General features: G+C 63.1%; 20 protein-coding genes. 16 read left to right on the forward strand and 4 right to left on the reverse strand.

Annotated elements, in window-relative coordinates:
• Positions 1-44 precede the first annotated feature (44 nt).
• From cobO to PM2_RS21775, 14 genes are all read left to right on the forward strand, one after another.
• On the forward strand, positions 45-656 hold the full coding sequence (gene cobO / locus PM2_RS21715) for a cob(I)yrinic acid a,c-diamide adenosyltransferase (protein WP_016715469.1): 612 nt from the start codon (positions 45-47) through the stop codon (positions 654-656).
• Positions 653-1948 carry a cobyrinic acid a,c-diamide synthase CobB gene (locus tag PM2_RS21720; RefSeq protein ID WP_016715470.1) on the forward strand — a complete coding sequence of 432 codons (1296 nt, stop codon included), beginning with the start codon at positions 653-655 and terminating at the stop codon, positions 1946-1948. The genes cobO and PM2_RS21720 overlap by 4 nt, the downstream gene beginning before the upstream one ends.
• The gene (gene bluB / locus PM2_RS21725) at positions 1945-2595 is read left to right on the forward strand and encodes a 5,6-dimethylbenzimidazole synthase (protein ID WP_016715471.1); all 651 of its coding nucleotides are present in this window, start codon (positions 1945-1947) and stop codon (positions 2593-2595) included. The genes PM2_RS21720 and bluB overlap by 4 nt, the downstream gene beginning before the upstream one ends.
• Positions 2592-3500 (forward strand): adenosylcobinamide-phosphate synthase CbiB, encoded by a 909-nt coding sequence (gene cbiB / locus PM2_RS21730; protein WP_016715472.1) that lies wholly within the window; start codon positions 2592-2594, stop codon positions 3498-3500. The genes bluB and cbiB overlap by 4 nt, the downstream gene beginning before the upstream one ends.
• Positions 3493-4485, forward strand: a complete 993-nt coding sequence (gene cobD / locus PM2_RS21735) for a threonine-phosphate decarboxylase CobD (RefSeq protein WP_016715473.1) — start codon at positions 3493-3495, stop codon at positions 4483-4485. The genes cbiB and cobD overlap by 8 nt, the downstream gene beginning before the upstream one ends.
• The gene (locus PM2_RS21740; protein WP_028698695.1) at positions 4482-5936 is read left to right on the forward strand and encodes a cobyric acid synthase; all 1455 of its coding nucleotides are present in this window, start codon (positions 4482-4484) and stop codon (positions 5934-5936) included. Before cobD ends, PM2_RS21740 begins: the two co-directional genes overlap by 4 nt.
• 1 nt (position 5937) lies before the next feature.
• Positions 5938-6459, forward strand: a complete 522-nt coding sequence (cobU, locus tag PM2_RS21745; protein WP_016715475.1) for a bifunctional adenosylcobinamide kinase/adenosylcobinamide-phosphate guanylyltransferase — start codon at positions 5938-5940, stop codon at positions 6457-6459.
• Positions 6456-7511: a nicotinate-nucleotide--dimethylbenzimidazole phosphoribosyltransferase gene (cobT, locus tag PM2_RS21750; protein ID WP_016715476.1), complete on the forward strand. Its 1056-nt coding sequence runs from the start codon at positions 6456-6458 to the stop codon at positions 7509-7511. Before cobU ends, cobT begins: the two co-directional genes overlap by 4 nt.
• Complete coding sequence (locus tag PM2_RS21755; RefSeq protein ID WP_016715477.1) at positions 7508-8074, forward strand: histidine phosphatase family protein; 567 nt, start codon at positions 7508-7510, stop codon at positions 8072-8074. Before cobT ends, PM2_RS21755 begins: the two co-directional genes overlap by 4 nt.
• Before the next feature lies 1 nt (position 8075).
• Positions 8076-8810, forward strand: coding sequence for an adenosylcobinamide-GDP ribazoletransferase (locus PM2_RS21760; protein ID WP_025754894.1), 735 nt, complete (start codon positions 8076-8078; stop codon positions 8808-8810).
• A 71-nt stretch (positions 8811-8881) separates the two neighbouring features.
• Positions 8882-9286 (forward strand): MarR family winged helix-turn-helix transcriptional regulator, encoded by a 405-nt coding sequence (locus tag PM2_RS21765; protein WP_016715479.1) that lies wholly within the window; start codon positions 8882-8884, stop codon positions 9284-9286.
• Between the two features lie 64 nt (positions 9287-9350).
• Positions 9351-10553 carry an MFS transporter gene (locus PM2_RS21770; protein WP_028698694.1) on the forward strand — a complete coding sequence of 401 codons (1203 nt, stop codon included), beginning with the start codon at positions 9351-9353 and terminating at the stop codon, positions 10551-10553.
• Positions 10550-10672 carry a hypothetical protein gene (locus PM2_RS31805; protein ID WP_016715481.1) on the forward strand — a complete coding sequence of 41 codons (123 nt, stop codon included), beginning with the start codon at positions 10550-10552 and terminating at the stop codon, positions 10670-10672. The genes PM2_RS21770 and PM2_RS31805 overlap by 4 nt, the downstream gene beginning before the upstream one ends.
• Before the next feature lie 46 nt (positions 10673-10718).
• Positions 10719-11270 (forward strand): glutathione peroxidase, encoded by a 552-nt coding sequence (locus PM2_RS21775; RefSeq protein WP_019099289.1) that lies wholly within the window; start codon positions 10719-10721, stop codon positions 11268-11270.
• A 371-nt stretch (positions 11271-11641) separates the two neighbouring features.
• Here PM2_RS21775 and PM2_RS21780 read toward each other — a convergent pair whose 3' ends face one another.
• Positions 11642-11902, reverse strand: coding sequence for a DUF2798 domain-containing protein (locus PM2_RS21780; RefSeq protein WP_016715483.1), 261 nt, complete (start codon positions 11900-11902; stop codon positions 11642-11644).
• 113 nt (positions 11903-12015) lie between these two features.
• On the opposite strand from PM2_RS21780, the gene PM2_RS21785 reads away from it, so the two are divergent.
• A complete protein-coding gene (locus tag PM2_RS21785) occupies positions 12016-12945 on the forward strand; it encodes a LysR family transcriptional regulator (protein WP_028698693.1) in 930 nt (309 codons plus the stop codon).
• A gap of 42 nt (positions 12946-12987) precedes the next feature.
• Here PM2_RS21785 and PM2_RS21790 read toward each other — a convergent pair whose 3' ends face one another.
• The 3 genes from PM2_RS21790 to PM2_RS21800 form a co-directional block, all read right to left on the reverse strand.
• Positions 12988-14253 (reverse strand): OmpP1/FadL family transporter, encoded by a 1266-nt coding sequence (locus PM2_RS21790; RefSeq protein WP_028698692.1) that lies wholly within the window; start codon positions 14251-14253, stop codon positions 12988-12990.
• A gap of 147 nt (positions 14254-14400) precedes the next feature.
• Positions 14401-14883 carry a hypothetical protein gene (locus tag PM2_RS21795; RefSeq protein ID WP_016715486.1) on the reverse strand — a complete coding sequence of 161 codons (483 nt, stop codon included), beginning with the start codon at positions 14881-14883 and terminating at the stop codon, positions 14401-14403.
• 249 nt (positions 14884-15132) lie between these two features.
• Positions 15133-15357 carry a hypothetical protein gene (locus tag PM2_RS21800; RefSeq protein ID WP_016715487.1) on the reverse strand — a complete coding sequence of 75 codons (225 nt, stop codon included), beginning with the start codon at positions 15355-15357 and terminating at the stop codon, positions 15133-15135.
• A 948-nt stretch (positions 15358-16305) separates the two neighbouring features.
• Between PM2_RS21800 and PM2_RS21805 the strand changes: the two genes are divergently transcribed.
• The gene (locus PM2_RS21805; RefSeq protein WP_033724203.1) at positions 16306-16719 is read left to right on the forward strand and encodes a tetratricopeptide repeat protein; all 414 of its coding nucleotides are present in this window, start codon (positions 16306-16308) and stop codon (positions 16717-16719) included.
• Positions 16720-16740 lie beyond the last annotated feature (21 nt).

Here is a 16740-nt window from a genome sequence, read left to right on the forward strand (position 1 = left end):
CTGTCAGCGTGCGTTGCCACGGTGCCAGCCAGCGGAGAACCCTGATGAGCGAATCCACCGAACGTGACGAACGCCACCTGGCGCGCATGCAGCGCAAGAAGGCGGTCATCGACGAACGTATCGCCAATTCCCCCAACGAATGCGGCCTGTTGCTGGTGCTGACCGGCAATGGCAAGGGCAAGAGCAGCTCGGCCTTCGGCATGCTCGCGCGCGCGCTGGGCCATGGCATGCAGTGCGGTGTTGTGCAGTTCATCAAGGGCCGCAACAGCACAGGGGAAGAGCTGTTCTTCCGCCGCTTTCCTGAGCAGGTGCGCTATCACGTGATGGGCGAGGGCTTCACCTGGGAAACCCAGGACCGCCAGCGTGACATCGCCGCCGCCGAAGCCGCCTGGGCGGTGTCGCGCCAGCTGCTGCAAGACCCAGATGTGCAGTTTGTGGTGCTGGATGAGCTGAACATCGCCCTCAAGCACGGCTACCTCGACCTGGACCAGGTGCTTTCAGACATCCAGGCCCGCCCGCCGATGCAGCATGTGATTGTCACGGGTCGTGCGGCCAAGCCTGAAATGATCGAACTGGCCGATACCGTGACCGAGATGGGTATGCTCAAGCACGCCTTCCAGGCGGGCATTCGCGCACAGAAGGGCGTTGAACTGTGAGTCAATCGCGCCATTGTCCCGCCGTGTTGATCGCGGCACCAGCCTCTGGCCAGGGCAAGACTACCGTCACCGCCGCGCTGGCCCGCTTGCACCGTAACCTCGGGCGCAAGGTGCGCGTGTTCAAGTGTGGCCCGGATTTCCTTGACCCGATGATCCTGGAGCGCGCCAGTGGCGCGCCGGTGTACCAACTGGACCTGTGGATGATCGGTGCCGAAGAAAGCCGTCGCCTGCTGTGGGACGCTGCGGGCGAGGCCGACCTGATCCTGATCGAAGGGGTGATGGGGCTGTTTGATGGCACCCCGTCCAGCGCCGACTTGGCGCGCCACTTCGGCGTGCCGGTGCTGGCGGTGATCGACGGCACGGCCATGGCCCAGACGTTCGGCGCATTGGCCCTGGGCCTGGCGCGCTACCAGGCCGACTTGCCGTTTGCCGGGGTGTTGGCCAACCGGGTGGGCAGCCTGCGCCACGCGCAACTGCTGGAAGGTAGCCTGACCCAGGGCTTGCGCTGGTATGGCGGCTTATCGCGCGAGCGCGGCATCGAATTGCCCAGCCGCCATCTCGGGCTGGTTCAGGCCAGCGAGCTGAACGACCTGGATGCCCGCCTGGATGCCGCCGCCGAGGCGCTTGGCGCCAGCTGCAACGCAGCCTTGCCACCGCCGGTGAGCTTTGCCGAGCCCGAAACGCAACCGTGTGCTGCTTCGCTGGCAGGGGTGCGCATTGGCGTGGCACGCGACGAAGCGTTTGCCTTTACCTACGGGGCCAACCTCGACCTGCTGCGCAACCTCGGGGCGCAGCTGGAATTCTTCTCGCCGCTGCACGACCGCGAACTACCGGCGGTGGATAGCCTGTACCTGCCGGGCGGCTACCCCGAGCTGCATCACCATGCCCTGGCCGCCAATGCGCCGATGTGCGAGGCAATCCGCGCCCATCATGCTCAGGGCAAACCCTTGCTGGCCGAGTGCGGCGGCATGCTGTACCTGCTCGATGCCTTGACCGACGTGGCAGGCGAGCGTGCCGAACTGCTGGGCCTGCTGCGGGGCGAGGCGACCATGCAGAAGCGCCTGGCGGCCCTGGCGCTGCAGGCGGTAGAGCTGCCGGAGGGCACCTTGCGTGGCCATACCTACCATCACTCGCTGACCAGCACCGAGCTGGAACCGATCGCCCGTGGCCTTAGCCCTAATGGCGGGCGTGGCAACGAAGCGGTGTATCGCTTGGGCCGGTTGACGGCCTCATACGTGCATTTCTACTTCCCCTCCAACCCGGATGCGGCGGCGGCGCTGTTGCGGCCATGAGCGAACATGCCTTCAGCGACGTCGAGCGCGCCGCGATCTACCGGGCCATTGGTGAGCGTCGCGACATGCGCCATTTTGCCGGTGGCCAGGTGGCGCCAGAGCTGCTTGCCCGTTTGCTGGCCGCCGCGCATCAGGCGCCCAGTGTCGGGCTGATGCAGCCGTGGCGCTTTATCCGCATTACCCGGCGTGATCTGCGTGGCCGCATCCAGGCCTTGGTGGAGGCGGAGCGGGTGCGCACCGCTGAGGCATTGGGCGAGCGTTCCGATGCCTTCATGAAGCTGAAGGTTGAAGGCATCAACGACTGCGCCGAGCTGCTGGTGGCGGCCTTGATGGATAACCGGGAACCGCACATCTTCGGCCGCCGCACGCTGCCGGAAATGGACCTGGCCTCGCTGGCCTGTGCCATCCAGAACCTGTGGCTGGCTGCGCGTGGCGAAGGGCTGGGCATGGGCTGGGTGTCGCTGTTCGAGCCGCAGGCTTTGGCCGCTTTGCTGGGCATGCCTGCAGGTGCCAAGCCGGTGGCGGTGCTGTGCCTGGGGCCGGTCACCGAGTTCTACCCGGTGCCGATGCTGGTGCAGGAAAACTGGGCCGAAGAGCGGCCCTTGAGCGAAATGCTTTACGAGAACCAATGGGGAGAGCGTCAATGAGCGTGGCCTTGCTGACCGTGGCCGGGGTAGCCCTGGACGCTTTGCTGGGCGAGCCGCAGCGGCGCCACCCGTTGGTGGCTTTTGGCAATATGGCCAGTAACCTTGAGCGCCGCCTGAATGCCGGCGGGCGCGGCTGGCGCAGCCATGGGGTGAGTGCGTGGTTTCTGGCGGTGGTGCCGCTGACCCTGGTGGCGCTGGTCCTGTCGTGGCTGCCTTACATCGGCTGGCTGGTGGATGTGCTGGCGCTTTACTGCGCCGTGGGGCTGCGTAGCCTGGGCGAGCATGTGCTGCCGGTGGCCAACGCGTTGCGCCAAGGCAACCTGGAAGAGGCGCGTCGGCGCGTCGGCTACCTGGTCAGCCGCGAAACCCGCGAACTGGACGAGCCGGCAGTGGCCCGGGCGGCCACCGAGTCGGTGCTGGAGAACGGCAGCGATGCGGTGTTCGCCGCGCTGTTCTGGTTTGTGGTAGCAGGCGCGCCGGGTGTGGTGCTGTATCGCCTGAGCAACACGCTGGATGCCATGTGGGGCTACCGTAATGAGCGCTTCGAACGTTTCGGCTGGTGCGCGGCGCGTATCGACGACGTGCTCAACTACCTTCCCGCAAGGCTGGTGGCGCTGACTTATGCGCTGCTGGGCAAGACCCGCCTGGCCCTGGCCTGCTGGCGCAAGCAGGGCCCCCTGTGGGACAGCCCTAACGCCGGCCCGGTGATGGCTGCAGGGGCCGGTGCACTGGGCGTGGAGCTCGGTGGCCCGGCGGTGTACCACGGCGAGCTTCATGAGCGGCCGCGCCTGGGCGAGGGGCCAGTGGCCGATGCCGATGCCATCGAGCGTGGTTGGGCCCTGGTGCAGCGGGGTGTGTGGTTGTGGCTGTTGTTGATCTGCCTGGGGGCTTACATCAATGCTTGAACACGGTGGCCGCCTGCTGCGCGCAGTGCAGCAGTACGGCATTCCTCGCGAGCAGTGGCTCGACCTGTCCAGCGGCATCGCGCCCTGGCCATTCCCGATCCCACCGATTCCTATGGATGCGTGGGCGCGTCTACCGGAGGTCGAGGACGGCCTGGAAGACGCTGCACGCGCGTACTACGGTGCCAGCCAGCTGCTGCCGGTAGCGGGCTCTCAGGCCGCAATCCAGGCTTTGCCGCTGCTGCGCGCCGCAGGCCGGACAGGGGTGCTGACGCCATGTTATGCCGAACACCCGTACGCCTGGCAGCGGGCGGGACATCAGTTGGTTGAGCTGGACGAGGCACAGGTTGACGCAGCGCTCGATAGCCTCGACGTGCTGGTGCTGGTCAACCCCAACAACCCGACCGGGCGGCGGGTCCCGCGTGAGAAGCTGTTGGCTTGGCATGCGCGCCTGGCTGCGCGCGGTGGCTGGCTGCTGGTCGATGAAGCGTTCATGGACAACACCCCGGCAGACAGCGTGGTGGACTGCGCGGGTCGCGAGGGCCTGATCGTGCTGCGTTCATTCGGTAAATTCTTCGGTTTGGCCGGAGTGCGGCTGGGCTTCGTCGCCGCTGAGCGCAGCCTGCTGTTGCGTCTGGCCGAGTTGCTTGGCCCTTGGACCGTCAACGGCCCGACCCGGGTGCTGGCCCAGGCCAGCTTGGCCGACGAAGCTGCGCAGCGTTTGCAGACTGAACGTTGCGCTGCTGCCAGCCAGCGCCTTGCCACCTTGTTGGCTGGCACAGGCCTGGCGCCAAGCGGCGGTTGTGACCTGTTCCAGTACGTGCGCAGCGAGCGTGCCGCGCCGTTGCATGACTTTCTCGCCCGTCGCGGCATTCTGGTGCGCCTGTTCGAACACCCTCCGGCCGTGCGCCTGGGGTTGCCCGAGAGTGCGGCCGATGAACAGCGCCTGGCCCAGGCGCTGACCGACTATCAAAAGGAATCGGCATGACCACCCTCATGGTGCAAGGCACCACCTCCGATGCCGGCAAGAGCACGCTGGTGACCGCATTGTGCCGCTGGTTGTTGCGCCAGGGCGTCGCTGTGGTGCCGTTCAAACCGCAGAACATGGCGCTGAACAGCGCGGTAACCGCCGACGGCGGCGAAATTGGCCGCGCCCAGGCGGTGCAGGCCCAGGCGTGCCGGCTGGCGCCGCATACCGACATGAACCCGGTACTGCTCAAGCCCAACAGCGACACCGGTGCCCAGGTGATCATTCATGGCCGTGCGGTCACCAGCATGAATGCGGTGGCCTACCACGACTACAAGGCCATCGCCATGCAGGCGGTGCTGGCTTCGCACCAGCGCCTGAGTGCCGCCTGGCCGGTGGTCATGGTCGAAGGCGCCGGGTCACCGGCAGAGATCAACCTGCGGGCCGGCGACATCGCCAACATGGGCTTTGCCGAAGCCGTCGATTGCCCGGTGATCCTGGTCGCCGACATCAACCGTGGTGGCGTGTTCGCGCACCTTGTCGGCACGCTGGAGCTGCTTTCGCCCAGTGAGCAGGCGCGGGTCAAGGGCTTTGTCATCAACCGCTTCCGTGGCGACATCGCCCTGTTGCAGCCGGGGCTGGACTGGCTGGAGCAACGCACCGGCAAGCCGGTGCTGGGCGTGTTGCCCTACGTCACCGATTTGCACCTGGAAGCCGAAGACGGCATCGATGTGCGCCAAGGCGCCAAAAGCGAGCGTGTGCTCAAGGTGATCGTGCCGGTACTGCCGCGCATCAGTAACCACACCGACTTCGACCCGCTGCGCCTGCACCCGCAGGTGGACCTGCAGTTCATTGGCCCGGGCCAGCCGATTCCGGCTGCCGACCTGATCATTCTGCCGGGCTCCAAGAGCGTGCGTGGCGACCTGGCGCAACTGCGCGAGCGCGGTTGGGACAAAGCCATCGAGCGGCACCTGCGCTACGGCGGCAAGCTGATCGGCATTTGTGGGGGCCTGCAGATGCTGGGCCGTGAAGTGCATGACCCGCTAGGCCTCGAGGGCCCTGCCGGGTCGAGCCCGGGGCTTGGTCTGCTGGATTACACCACGGTGCTTGAGGCCGAGAAGCAGTTGCGCAACGTTGCCGGGGTACTGAACCTTGAAGCGGCGCCGGTTGCCGGTTATGAGATTCACGCAGGCGTCACCACCGGCCCTGGTTTGGAACAGCCTGCCGTGCAACTGGCTGATGGTCGTTGTGATGGCGCGGTGAGCGATGATGGGCAGATCCTTGCCACCTACCTGCACGGCCTGTTCGAGGGCTGCCACTCGTGCGCCGCGCTGCTGCGCTGGGCCGGCCTGGAAGATGCCCAGACCATCGATTACGAAGCCCTGCGCGAGCGCGACATCGAGCGTCTGGCCGACCTGGTGGAAAAACACCTGGACACCACGCGCTTGCGCCAACTCTGTGGGGTGGCCTGACATGCGCAGCCTGATCCTCGGTGGCGCCCGCTCCGGCAAGAGCCGCCTCGCCGAACAGTTGGCCAGTGCCAGTGGCCTGCCGGTGACCTACATTGCCACCAGCCAGCCGCTGGACGGTGAAATGAACGAACGTGTGTTGCTGCACCGCCAACGCCGTCCGGACGACTGGGGGCTGATCGAAGAACCGCTGGCCCTGGCCGCTGTGCTGCGCGCCGAAGCGGCCGAAGGCCGTTGCCTGCTGGTGGACTGCCTGACCCTGTGGTTGACCAACCTGCTGATGCTTGAAGATGACCAACGCCTGGCCGAGGAACGAGATGCCCTGCTGGTCTGCCTTGAGCAGTTGCCTGGCACCCTGATCCTGGTCAGTAACGAAACCGGCCTGGGCGTCGTGCCCATGGGCGAGCTGACCCGGCGTTATGTCGACCTGGCCGGCTGGCTTCACCAGGCCGTGGCCGAACGTTGTCAGCGCGTTGTGCTGACCGTGGCCGGCCTGCCCTTAATGCTTAAAGGACCTGCACTATGACACAAGCCTGGTGGCGTGATGCCTGCCAACCCCTCGATAACGCCGCCATGGACCAGGCCCGCGCCCGTCAGCAGCAACTGACCAAGCCTGCCGGTTCGCTTGGCCAGCTTGAAGGCCTGGCCATTCAGCTTGCCGGCCTGCAGGGGCGTGAAAGGCCGGTGCTGGATCAGGCCGCCATCACTGTTTTTGCCGGTGACCACGGTGTGGTCGAGGAGGGTATCTCAGCTTACCCGCAGGCGGTGACCGGGCAGATGCTGCGCAACTTCCTAGGGGGTGGTGCAGCGATCAGCGTGCTGGCGCGCGAGCTGCAGGCCAGCCTCGAAGTGGTCGACCTGGGCACCATCGACTCTGATCTGGCCTTGCCGGGCGTGCACCACTTGCGCCTTGGGGCCGGTACGGCCAACTTCGCTCGCCAGCCGGCAATGACCGAAGGCCAACTGCAAGCTGCTTTGCAGGCGGGCCGCGACAGCGCGCTGCGTGCTGCCGAACGGGGTGCGCAGCTGTTCATCGGTGGCGAGATGGGGATAGGCAACACCACAGCCGCCGCCGCCTTGGCCAGCGTCCTGCTGGGCTGCCCGCCTGCTGAACTGAGCGGCCCGGGCACGGGCCTGGACAGCGCGGGTGTGCGGCACAAGGCCGAAGTCATTGAGCACGCCCTTCGCTTGCACAAGTTGCAGGCTGCGGACCCGCTGCAAGCCTTGGGTTGCGTCGGTGGCTTTGAGATCGCTGCGTTGGCGGGCGCCTACATCGCTTGTGCGCAGGCGGGTATCGCCGTACTGGTCGACGGCTTCATCTGTAGCGTTGCCGCGCTGGCGGCGGTGCGCCTTAATCCGCAGTGCCGGGCGTGGTTGCTGTTCGCTCACCAAGGGGCGGAACCCGGGCACAAAGCATTGCTCGAGGCCTTGCAGGCCGAACCGCTACTGGCGCTGGGCCTTCGTTTGGGTGAGGGCAGTGGTGCTGCGCTCGCCGTGCCGCTGCTGCGCCTCGCCTGCGCGCTGCACGGGCAGATGGCGACGTTCGCCGAAGCTGCGGTGGCGGACCGCCCGGCATGATCCTCGACTTGTTGCGCCATGGCGAAACCGAACAGGGCGGCCTGCGCGGCAGCCTTGACGATGCGTTGACTGACAAGGGCTGGGCGCAGATGCGTGGTGCCGTGGCCGAGGCGGGGCCCTGGGAGGTGCTGGTCAGCTCGCCGCTGCAGCGCTGCGCCCGCTTTGCCGATGAACTGGGGGCGCAGTTGAATTTGCCGGTGCAACGAGAACCCGGCCTTCAGGAGCTGCATTTTGGCGACTGGGAGGGCCGAAGCGCTGCGCAGATCATGGAAGACCAGGCGGATGCTCTGGGTCAGTTCTGGGAGAACCCTTACGCCTTTACGCCACCCAATGGCGAGCCAGTCGAGGCGTTTGCCGAACGTGTGCTGGCTGCTGTCGAGCGGCTAGGCCGTCAACATGCTGGCAAGCGCGTGCTGCTGGTAACCCATGGCGGTGTGATGCGGCTATTGCTGGCCCGAGCCCGTGGCGTGCCGAGGGCGCAGCTGCTGCAGGTTGAGGTGGGGCATGGTGCGCTGGTGCGGCTGGTACCGGGTGTCGATGGCCAGTGGGTCGAGGCGTGCTGAAATGTTGCCATTCTGGATTGCCTTGCAGTTTCTCAGCAGCCTGCCCGTAAGCCTGCCAGGCATGCCGGCACCACGTGAAATGGGGCGTTCGCTGCTGTTCTACCCGCTGGTCGGGTTGCTGTTCGGCTTACTGCTGTGGCTGGCCAGCCATCTGCTGCAAGGCACGCCAGCACCGCTGCATGCCGCTTTGCTTCTGACAGTGTGGGTGTTGCTCAGTGGTGCCTTGCACCTGGATGGCCTGGCCGACAGTGCTGATGCCTGGCTGGGTGGCTTCGGCGACCGTGAACGCACCTTGCAGATCATGAAAGACCCGCGCAGCGGGCCGATTGCCGTGGTCACCCTGGTATTGGTGCTGTTGCTGAAGTTCTGCGCCTTGTGGGTGCTGGTGGAGCAGGGCATCGGAGCGCAATTGCTGCTGGCGCCCTTGATTGGTCGGGCGGCAATGTTGGCCCTGTTCCTGGGTACCCCCTACGTGCGCTCGGGTGGCCTGGGCCAAGCCCTGGCCGATCATCTGCCGCGCCGTGAGGCCTATTGGGCTTTGCTGGGCAGCGCGGTCATGTGCCTGGTCGCAGGTGGCTGGGGCGCATGCTGGATACTGTTGCTGACAGTCGCTGTATTTGCAGGGTTGCGGCAACTGATGTGCCGGCGCCTTGGCGGGACCACCGGGGATACCGCTGGCGCGATGGTGGAGTTGCTTGAGCTTGCTGTGGTGCTGGGTTTGGCCGTGGGGCTCTGAGCGATCGGTTGCTGTCACCTCGAAGGCGAAATTTCTTGCAACACCTATGACGCGGGTATATACACGTATCCATGCTGCCCAGTGAATGCATCTGTACCCATCTACGTCGCGCTGCCCGTGGGGTGAGCCGACATTACGACGAAGCGCTTGCCGGCTTTGGGGTCAATGTCGCCCAGTTTTCCCTGTTACGCCATCTGCAGCGGCTTGATCGCCCTAGCATCACGACCCTGGCCGAAGCGATGGGCCTGGAGCGCAGCACCTTGGGCCGCAACCTGCGGGTGCTTGAGGCCGAGGGGCTGTTGGCCCTGGTGGATGGCGATGACCAACGCAATCGCGTGGTGCTGCTGACCGAAGCGGGTAAGCAGCTATTGTGTGACGCTCATCCCGCCTGGGAGCAGGCTCAAACGGAGCTGGTGGAGCGACTGGGGGCAGGGCAGCGGGATGAGCTGGTGCGTTTGCTGGGCCAACTGGCCTGAATCGATACGACTATAAGCGGGTATATACCCGCAAAAACCTTGCGATGTGCTGGAGATAACGACAATGACTTCGGTGTGGCGAACCAGCGGTTGGGTATTGGTGGGGGCGGCGTTGATCCTGGCGCTTTCCTTGGGTGTGCGACATGGCTTTGGCCTGTTCCTGGCGCCGATGAGCGCCGATTTTGGCTGGGGGCGTGAGGTGTTCGCCTTTGCCATCGCCTTGCAGAACCTGATCTGGGGGCTGGCCCAACCCTTCGCCGGAGCCTTGGCCGACCGCCTGGGTGCCGCGCGGGTGGTGATCATCGGTGGCATTCTCTATGCCGTCGGTTTGATCCTGATGGGCATGGCCGATTCGGCCTTGTCGTTGTCGCTCAGTGCCGGCTTGCTGATCGGTATCGGCCTGTCCGGCACGTCGTTCTCGGTCATCCTTGGCGTGGTCGGGCGTGCTGTGCCTGCCGAGAAGCGCAGTATGGCGATGGGGATTGCCAGCGCTGCCGGTTCGTTTGGCCAGTTCGCCATGCTGCCCGGTACCTTGGGTCTGATCCAGTGGTTGGGGTGGTCGGCGGCGTTGCTGGTGTTGGGCCTGATGGTGGCGTTTATCGTGCCCTTCGTCGGCCTGCTGCGCGACCGCCCGCTGCCCAGCCATGGCGCCGAACAGACCCTGAGCCAGGCACTGCGCGAGGCGTGCTCGCATTCCGGCTTCTGGTTGCTGGCGCTGGGCTTTTTCGTCTGCGGCTTCCAGGTGGTGTTCATTGGTGTGCACCTGCCGGCCTATCTGGTAGACCAGCACCTGGCTGCAACCACCGGTACCACGGTGCTGGCCTTGGTCGGCCTGTTCAATATCGTAGGTACTTTCACTGCTGGCTGGCTGGGTGGTCGGATGTCCAAGCCGCGTCTGCTGACCGGGCTTTACTTGCTACGTGCGGTGGTAATCCTGCTGTTCCTGTGGGCGCCGGTGAGCCAGTTCAGTGCTTACCTGTTCGGTATCGCCATGGGCCTGCTGTGGCTGTCCACAGTGCCGTTGACCAATGGCACCGTGGCGACGGTGTTCGGGGTGCGCAACCTGTCCATGCTCGGCGGTATCGTCTTCCTGTTCCACCAGCTTGGGGCCTTCCTCGGTGGCTGGTTGGGTGGGGTGGTGTATGACCGCACTGGCAGCTACGACCTGGTCTGGCAGATTTCCATCCTGCTCAGCCTGCTGGCTGCCGCCCTTAATTGGCCGGTGCGCGAGCGTCCGGTTGCCCGCTTGCAGGCCCAGGCCGCATGAACCGCTACCTGGCCCGTGGGCTGCTGGCCCTTGCTGCTTTGGCGCTGTTGGCGCTGGTGTGGTGGGGCTGGCATCAGGGGGGGATGGCATTGATGCAACTGGGCATGGGTGTTTGTTAGGCGCTACCCTGCAAGCTCAAGGATCGTCATGCGGGAGAAACGAATCATGCGTGCACATTGGTTGATGGTGCCGGTGCTGGCCCTGCTAGCCAGCACATCGAGCTGGGCTGCCGATTGCCCGGCCGTGTTGCAGGGTAGCCTGCCGGAATTGCGTGGGAAGGGTCAGGTCGACCTGTGCCAGCGCTTCGCCGGCAAACCGCTGGTGGTGGTCAATACCGCCAGCTATTGCGGTTTTGCGCCGCAGTTCGAGGGGCTTGAGGCGACGTACAAGGAGTATCACGAGCAAGGCCTGGAAATGCTGGGTGTGCCGTCCAATGACTTCAAGCAGGAAGATGCCGACAGTGAGAAGACCGCCAAGGTTTGCTATGCCAACTACGGTGTCACCTTTACCATGACCAAGACGCAGCCGGTACGGGGTAAGGATGCGATACCACTGTTCGCTGAATTGGCCAGCCAGAGCAGTGCGCCGAAGTGGAATTTCTACAAATACGTGGTGGACCGTAAGGGTAAGGTGATTGGGAATTTCTCAAGCCTGACCAAACCGGATGACCCGGCGTTCAGGGCTGCTATCGAAAAGGCCATCGCTTCGCAGCAGTGAGGCGGTTTTCTGACTGTGTTTGATGCTGAGGACTGATAGCGAAAAGCGAAAAGCGAAAAGCGAAAAGCGAAAAGCGAAAAGCGAAAAGCAAAAAAGTGCTGGTTCTTATGTTGCGCAAAGTACATTTGCTTTGGTGACGCTGAATCACCTTTTCGCCCTTACGGCGAGTCACTTTTTGTCAAACGCGACAAAAAGTAACCAAAAAACGCTGCGCTCCCATCATCCGGCCCCTACGCTGCGCTCCGGGGTTCCCTCACTCCGGCCTCGCTCCCGGGAGGCCTGCGTTCGGCCTCCTGAAGTCGCGAAGATCAAGATCAAGAGCAAGAGCAAGAGCAAGAGCAAGAGCGGGAGATGCGTCCGCTGTTGTTACTTCACTTAGCATGCACCGTAATCGCCACCAGCCGCACCACCACCGGCCTCACCATCAACACACAGACAAACGCCACCGGCATTGCCAATTGATAGGCCTTCAGCACGTTGCTCAGGTACTCCGGGTTAACCCCGGCATTGGCCGCTGTGATCACGAAGCACATCAGCAGTGCCATGATCGACGACATGTAAAAGGCGAAAACGTAAGGCGTGGCGCTCGGGTGTAACTTGCGTCGGCTGCGCGACTGGGACAGGTTGCTCATGCGAACTCCTGAAAGGTGAGTGGAGGCGCAGGTTAGCAACGCATCCTCCTGCACCTGTAGACCCGCAGGATTGAGTTCTTTATAAAGAGATTCTTACGAATCCAAGGGCTCAAATGGACCTGCTCAACGCCATCCGCAGTTTCATCAAGGTTGTCGAAGCCGGCAGCATTGCCGCTGGCGCCCGCAATCTGGGCCTCAGCCCGGCAGCGGTCAGCCAGAACCTGGCTCGGCTAGAGGGCCACTTGCAGGTGCGACTGCTCAGCCGTACCACACGCAGCATGGCTGTGACCCCCGCTGGCGCCCAGTATTACGAGCGTGTGAAGCATATCGAGCGTGACCTTGCGCTGGCCGAACAGGCGGTCACCACCCCCGACAGCGAGCCCCAGGGGCGGTTATGTATTGCCTCGACTTCAGCGTTCGGTCGTCACGTGCTGGCGCCGCTGATACCTGCCTTCAGTGCCCGCTACCCATTGCTTTCGATAGAGTTGATAACGACTGATCGCCGGGTGAACCATGTCCGTGAAGACGTCGACGTGAGCCTGCGTATTGCCCCTCAGCTGGAAGACCAGCTAATGGCCCGGCACATTGCCCGTATCCCGTTCATCTGCTGCGCCTCACCCGGTTACCTGCAAAGCGCCGGCGTACCCGCCACGCCTGAGGCCCTGCGCGACCACCGCTGCTTGGTGTTTCGCTATCCGGTGGACGGGCGCTTTCTGCGTTGGGGCTTCATGCGCGACCGCCTGCGCTTCGAGGCGGAATTTGGCAGCGTATTGATCAGCGATGACATCGATACCCTGACCCAGATGGCCCTGCACGATGGTGGCATCACCCGCCTGGCCGAGTTCATCGTGCGGCCACACCTGGCTTCCGGCGCGCTGGTGCCCTTGTTCGAGTACAGCGACAGCGGGCAAGCCTACGCCCAGACCGAGCCGATGGATATCTACCTGTGCCTGGCCGACCGTTTTGCCATGACCACCAAGGTACGCGTGTTCATGGATTATCTGCGCGAGTGCCTGGGTGACAGTTGGCAGGTGCAGGCATGAAAAAACCGCCACGGGGGCGGTTTTTTGTGTGGCGGGTACGAATCAGAAGCGGTAGGTGAGCGAAGCACCGATACCGTGGGCGCTGTTCTCGTACTTGGCCTGGTAGCTGCCTTTGGTTGCGCTTACCTGATTGACCTTGGTGTCTTCTTCCCACAGGTAGGAATAGGCCACGTCGATGGTCATGTCGTCGTTCGGGCTCCAGCCGGCACCCAGGCTGAACACTTTGCGGTCGCCGGTCGGGATGCGTGGCGAGCGGTCGTGGTTGTTGGTCGGCGACTGGTCGACGGTGAAGCCGGTACGCAGTACCCACTCCTTGTTGACCTTGTACGACGCACCAATCGCGTGGGCCCAGGTGTCATGCCAGTTCTGTTCTTCGGTGATGGTCTGGAACGCCGAACCTGCCAGTGGGGCCGGCACATCGTTCTGCACGGTGATGTCTTTCAGGCGGCTCCAGCGGGTCCAGGTGCTACCTGCGTACAGGGTCCACTGGTCGTCCAGCTCATGGGTAACCGAAAGGTCGACAGACTCGGGCGTCTTGATCTTCAGGCTGGCGTCGAACTTGTTGCCGTTGAATGGCCCGATCAGCGGCGTGCTGACGCGGGTCTTGCCTTCGAGCTTGTAGTCGACCATCGAGTGGTAGGTAAGGCCGACGCGGGTGCGGTCGGTGGCTTGTACCAGGATACCGATGTTGTAGCCAACGGCGGTATCGTCGCCCTTGATCTTCACTTCGCCATCGTTACGGCCAGGCGTGAACGGGTTGATCAGGCTTGAGCCCAGCTCACCCTTGATGCGGTTGATGGTAGGGCCGAAGCCGATCGAGACCTTGTCGTTGAAGGCATAGCTAACAGTCGGCTGGAAGGTGACAACCTCGACGTGGCTCTTCTTGCCCCAGTAGCGTGCCGCGTCATCGCTGCCGTAGTCGGTTACCAGGCCGAACGGTACGTAGACGCCGAAACCGACGCTCCAGTGGTCGTCGATCGGCTTGACGTAGTAACCCATCGGTACGCCAACGAAAGGCACCATGTCACCATCGGTTTCCCCCCCGAGGTTGCTGCCCCGGCCCGAGATGTCGGACTTGGCGATGACGGCAGCGCCGCCCACGGTGAATTGTTCGCGTCTGAGGCGAGACATGCCTGCCGGGTTGCCAAACACGGTGCTGGCATCTTCGGCAGAAGAAGAACGTCCCGCGAAACCTGTCCCCATGCTGCTGATGCTCTGTTCGTTGAGCGCGAAGCCGCTGGCGAGCAGTTGGCTGGAAGCAAGAGCAACGGCTACGCCGAGGGAGGTTTTGAGCATTACTTTTTTCATTATTAGAAAACTCCTTGGGATCTCCGGGGCGAAAAGCTACCAACAAATCACGCGCTGCGCTATAGCCTCAATCGCAGGAGTTAGAGCGGTTTTGTAGGACAATCCGACCAAAATTCCATTTTTTCCGGTATTTTTGTAGGACGCGTCTCAAGATGCCTGTGGCAATCTCCGATCTATGCAGGTATGCCAGGCGTGAGTGAAGTCGCGCAGGCGACCTTGGGGGTTGAAAATCTGTCGCCAGATGCGCGCCAGTGCCAGTAAATCGTCGGCAGCTGGCAGCGGCGTGGCCTGTTCTTCGACGAGCATCCAGGCAATGGCGGTGGAGTAGCGCAGGTTGACGGTGAGCTCCAGGTGCGGCCCGCCAAGGAAGGCGTGCTGGCTGGCCAAGCCGCGGACCAGGCTGGCCAGGTCGGGATCACGGGCCAGGTAGTCGTCCCAGAGTGCCTGATGGCGGTGTTCGCCAATGCGGTAAAGGCCGTGCCCACGTCGGTCGTGCAACGCTGACCCGAGTGCCGATTGGCTGGCGGCGATGCCCAGCAACAAGGCCTCGGCGCTGGCGCAGTGACGGTCCAGATAGACCAGGGTGGGTCGGATCACATACTGACACAATTCATTCGCCGCGATACCCATGATGCCCTCGAGCAGATAAGGGCCGGACGGGCGCTGGAGCTTGGCAGCTGGTGAATGATCAGGCCCGCCGGAAGCGGTAAGGACCGCTCGAGTTGAAGTGTAGTGTGATAATCGTGGTGTAAAGAGCTGTTTTTAAATCGTTTGCTGCCTGACGTACCGGGCTATATGCCCTAAGGCAATTACGCCGGGAACGTTCAGGCAGACTGGCGATGGGGTGATTCAGCGCTTGAATACCGCAGTATTCGCGGCTCACGCGGTAAGCGATTGGCGAGTACGGGCGATGACTGCCTGCAGCGGCTCGCTACGGCTGTACTGTTCAGGGTACAGGCGCTCGGTGTGGCAGGCGACGCCGTGTTCGTCTACCAGGGTGAAGCTGAAGCTGCCCTTGCGTGGGGCAACGATAAGGCACTTCAACGGCGAGAAGGCCTGGGAGAGGGTGCCAATGGCAGCCTGAATTTGATGATGAGTATGCATATTGTTGGAGGTTCCTGCTTTAAACACGGGGGTTATGATCCGTGCATGATAGAAACGTTCCAGTGACGCCTTTATTAAGGGACGAACGAACCTGACTGGAACAGGGCAGCCAGAGGGAGCGCAATCAAAGGTGGGCGCTTGGGCTGACTGGTAGGTACTTCGGAAGGCAGGCAGCACGCCGGGGCCAAGGTTCTAGGCCGTCGGGGTGGAATCCTGATCAATCTGTCACGTGATTCGTGCTTGAGCAGCCTGAGGCTGGCGAGGGAATCATCGATTAGGCCGGTCCTGCTTTCAGCAGCGCCACTCTTGGGAGGAGGGGTTGCAAGGACGCTTGCGGCCAGAATTGACTTTCAGCTTGGTACTAACGAGGCGCACCTTACTGGAAATGCAGGTGTTTGGCAAGCACTACGTTCGTTCGGGTTAGCCGCGCAGTATGGCGCGTATTTGTATTGCTGTGAAGAGGGGGCAATTGGCCCGTATCCAGGTTGATGTGCCCATTTCGTGCACTCGAATGGCGGTTTATGGTGCACTTGTTCACATTCGGGGCAACGCTTGTAACAGCCCGGCAACACGCATCGACAGCTCCGCCAATGCCTTGACTGCGCGGTTAAGTCAATGAAAAAAAACACTATTTTTAGCTGGTGAAAAAATCGTCAGTTTGACACAAAGCCCCAATTTACGGGGCTTTGCGGGGTGTACTAGGGGGTTGTCCACCGAGTTATCCACAGGAACTGTGGATTGTCCAGAGCGCTTGCTCTAGGACGGGCGTGCTAGCAAAGGCGTGAACTGTCCGACAATCGACATGCCTCGACAGACCGCTTGGTCATCCCCTCGAAAACGTCAAGAAAAGATCATTTAAATTTTTTTCAATTCTCCAGAAATCGACAGGCTGCGGCGGAAAAAAAAGAGTAGAGTGGCGCGCCTTTCGAGTTGCCAAACCTGTTACTCATGAAGTTTCGTAGCAAACACCTCGCCAGCCCTGCGGCATCGACGCCTCCCCCCAAACGCTTTTCACTGAAAGTTGCCTTGTGGTTGCTCGACAGCCCGCGCCTGGGTGACAAGGCCCAGGTCAAGCACTTGGCTGGGCGCCTGTTGAAACAGCCGGCGCGCCAGGGCGTTGTGGTCGCACAAAGCCGCCTGGGGCAGATGCTGTGCCGTGATTGCGGCAATGCCCGTGACCGGCGGATTGGCCATGAACTGCTGCGTCAGGCCGCCCGCGCCGGTGATCGGCGGGCGCAACTGGAATATGCACGGTTGTGCCAGCACACCGAGCCTGAGCAGGCACGGTACTGGCTGGAGCTGGCGGCGGGGCAGGGGTCGCAGGAAGCGCGGCGGTTGCTGCGCCAGTGGTTCTCGGGCTGAGCACTCGGGCTGCAACAGGCA

It is taken from the genome of Pseudomonas monteilii NBRC 103158 = DSM 14164 (genome assembly GCF_000730605.1).
GTDB classification, from domain to species: Bacteria; Pseudomonadota; Gammaproteobacteria; order Pseudomonadales; family Pseudomonadaceae; genus Aquipseudomonas; species Aquipseudomonas monteilii.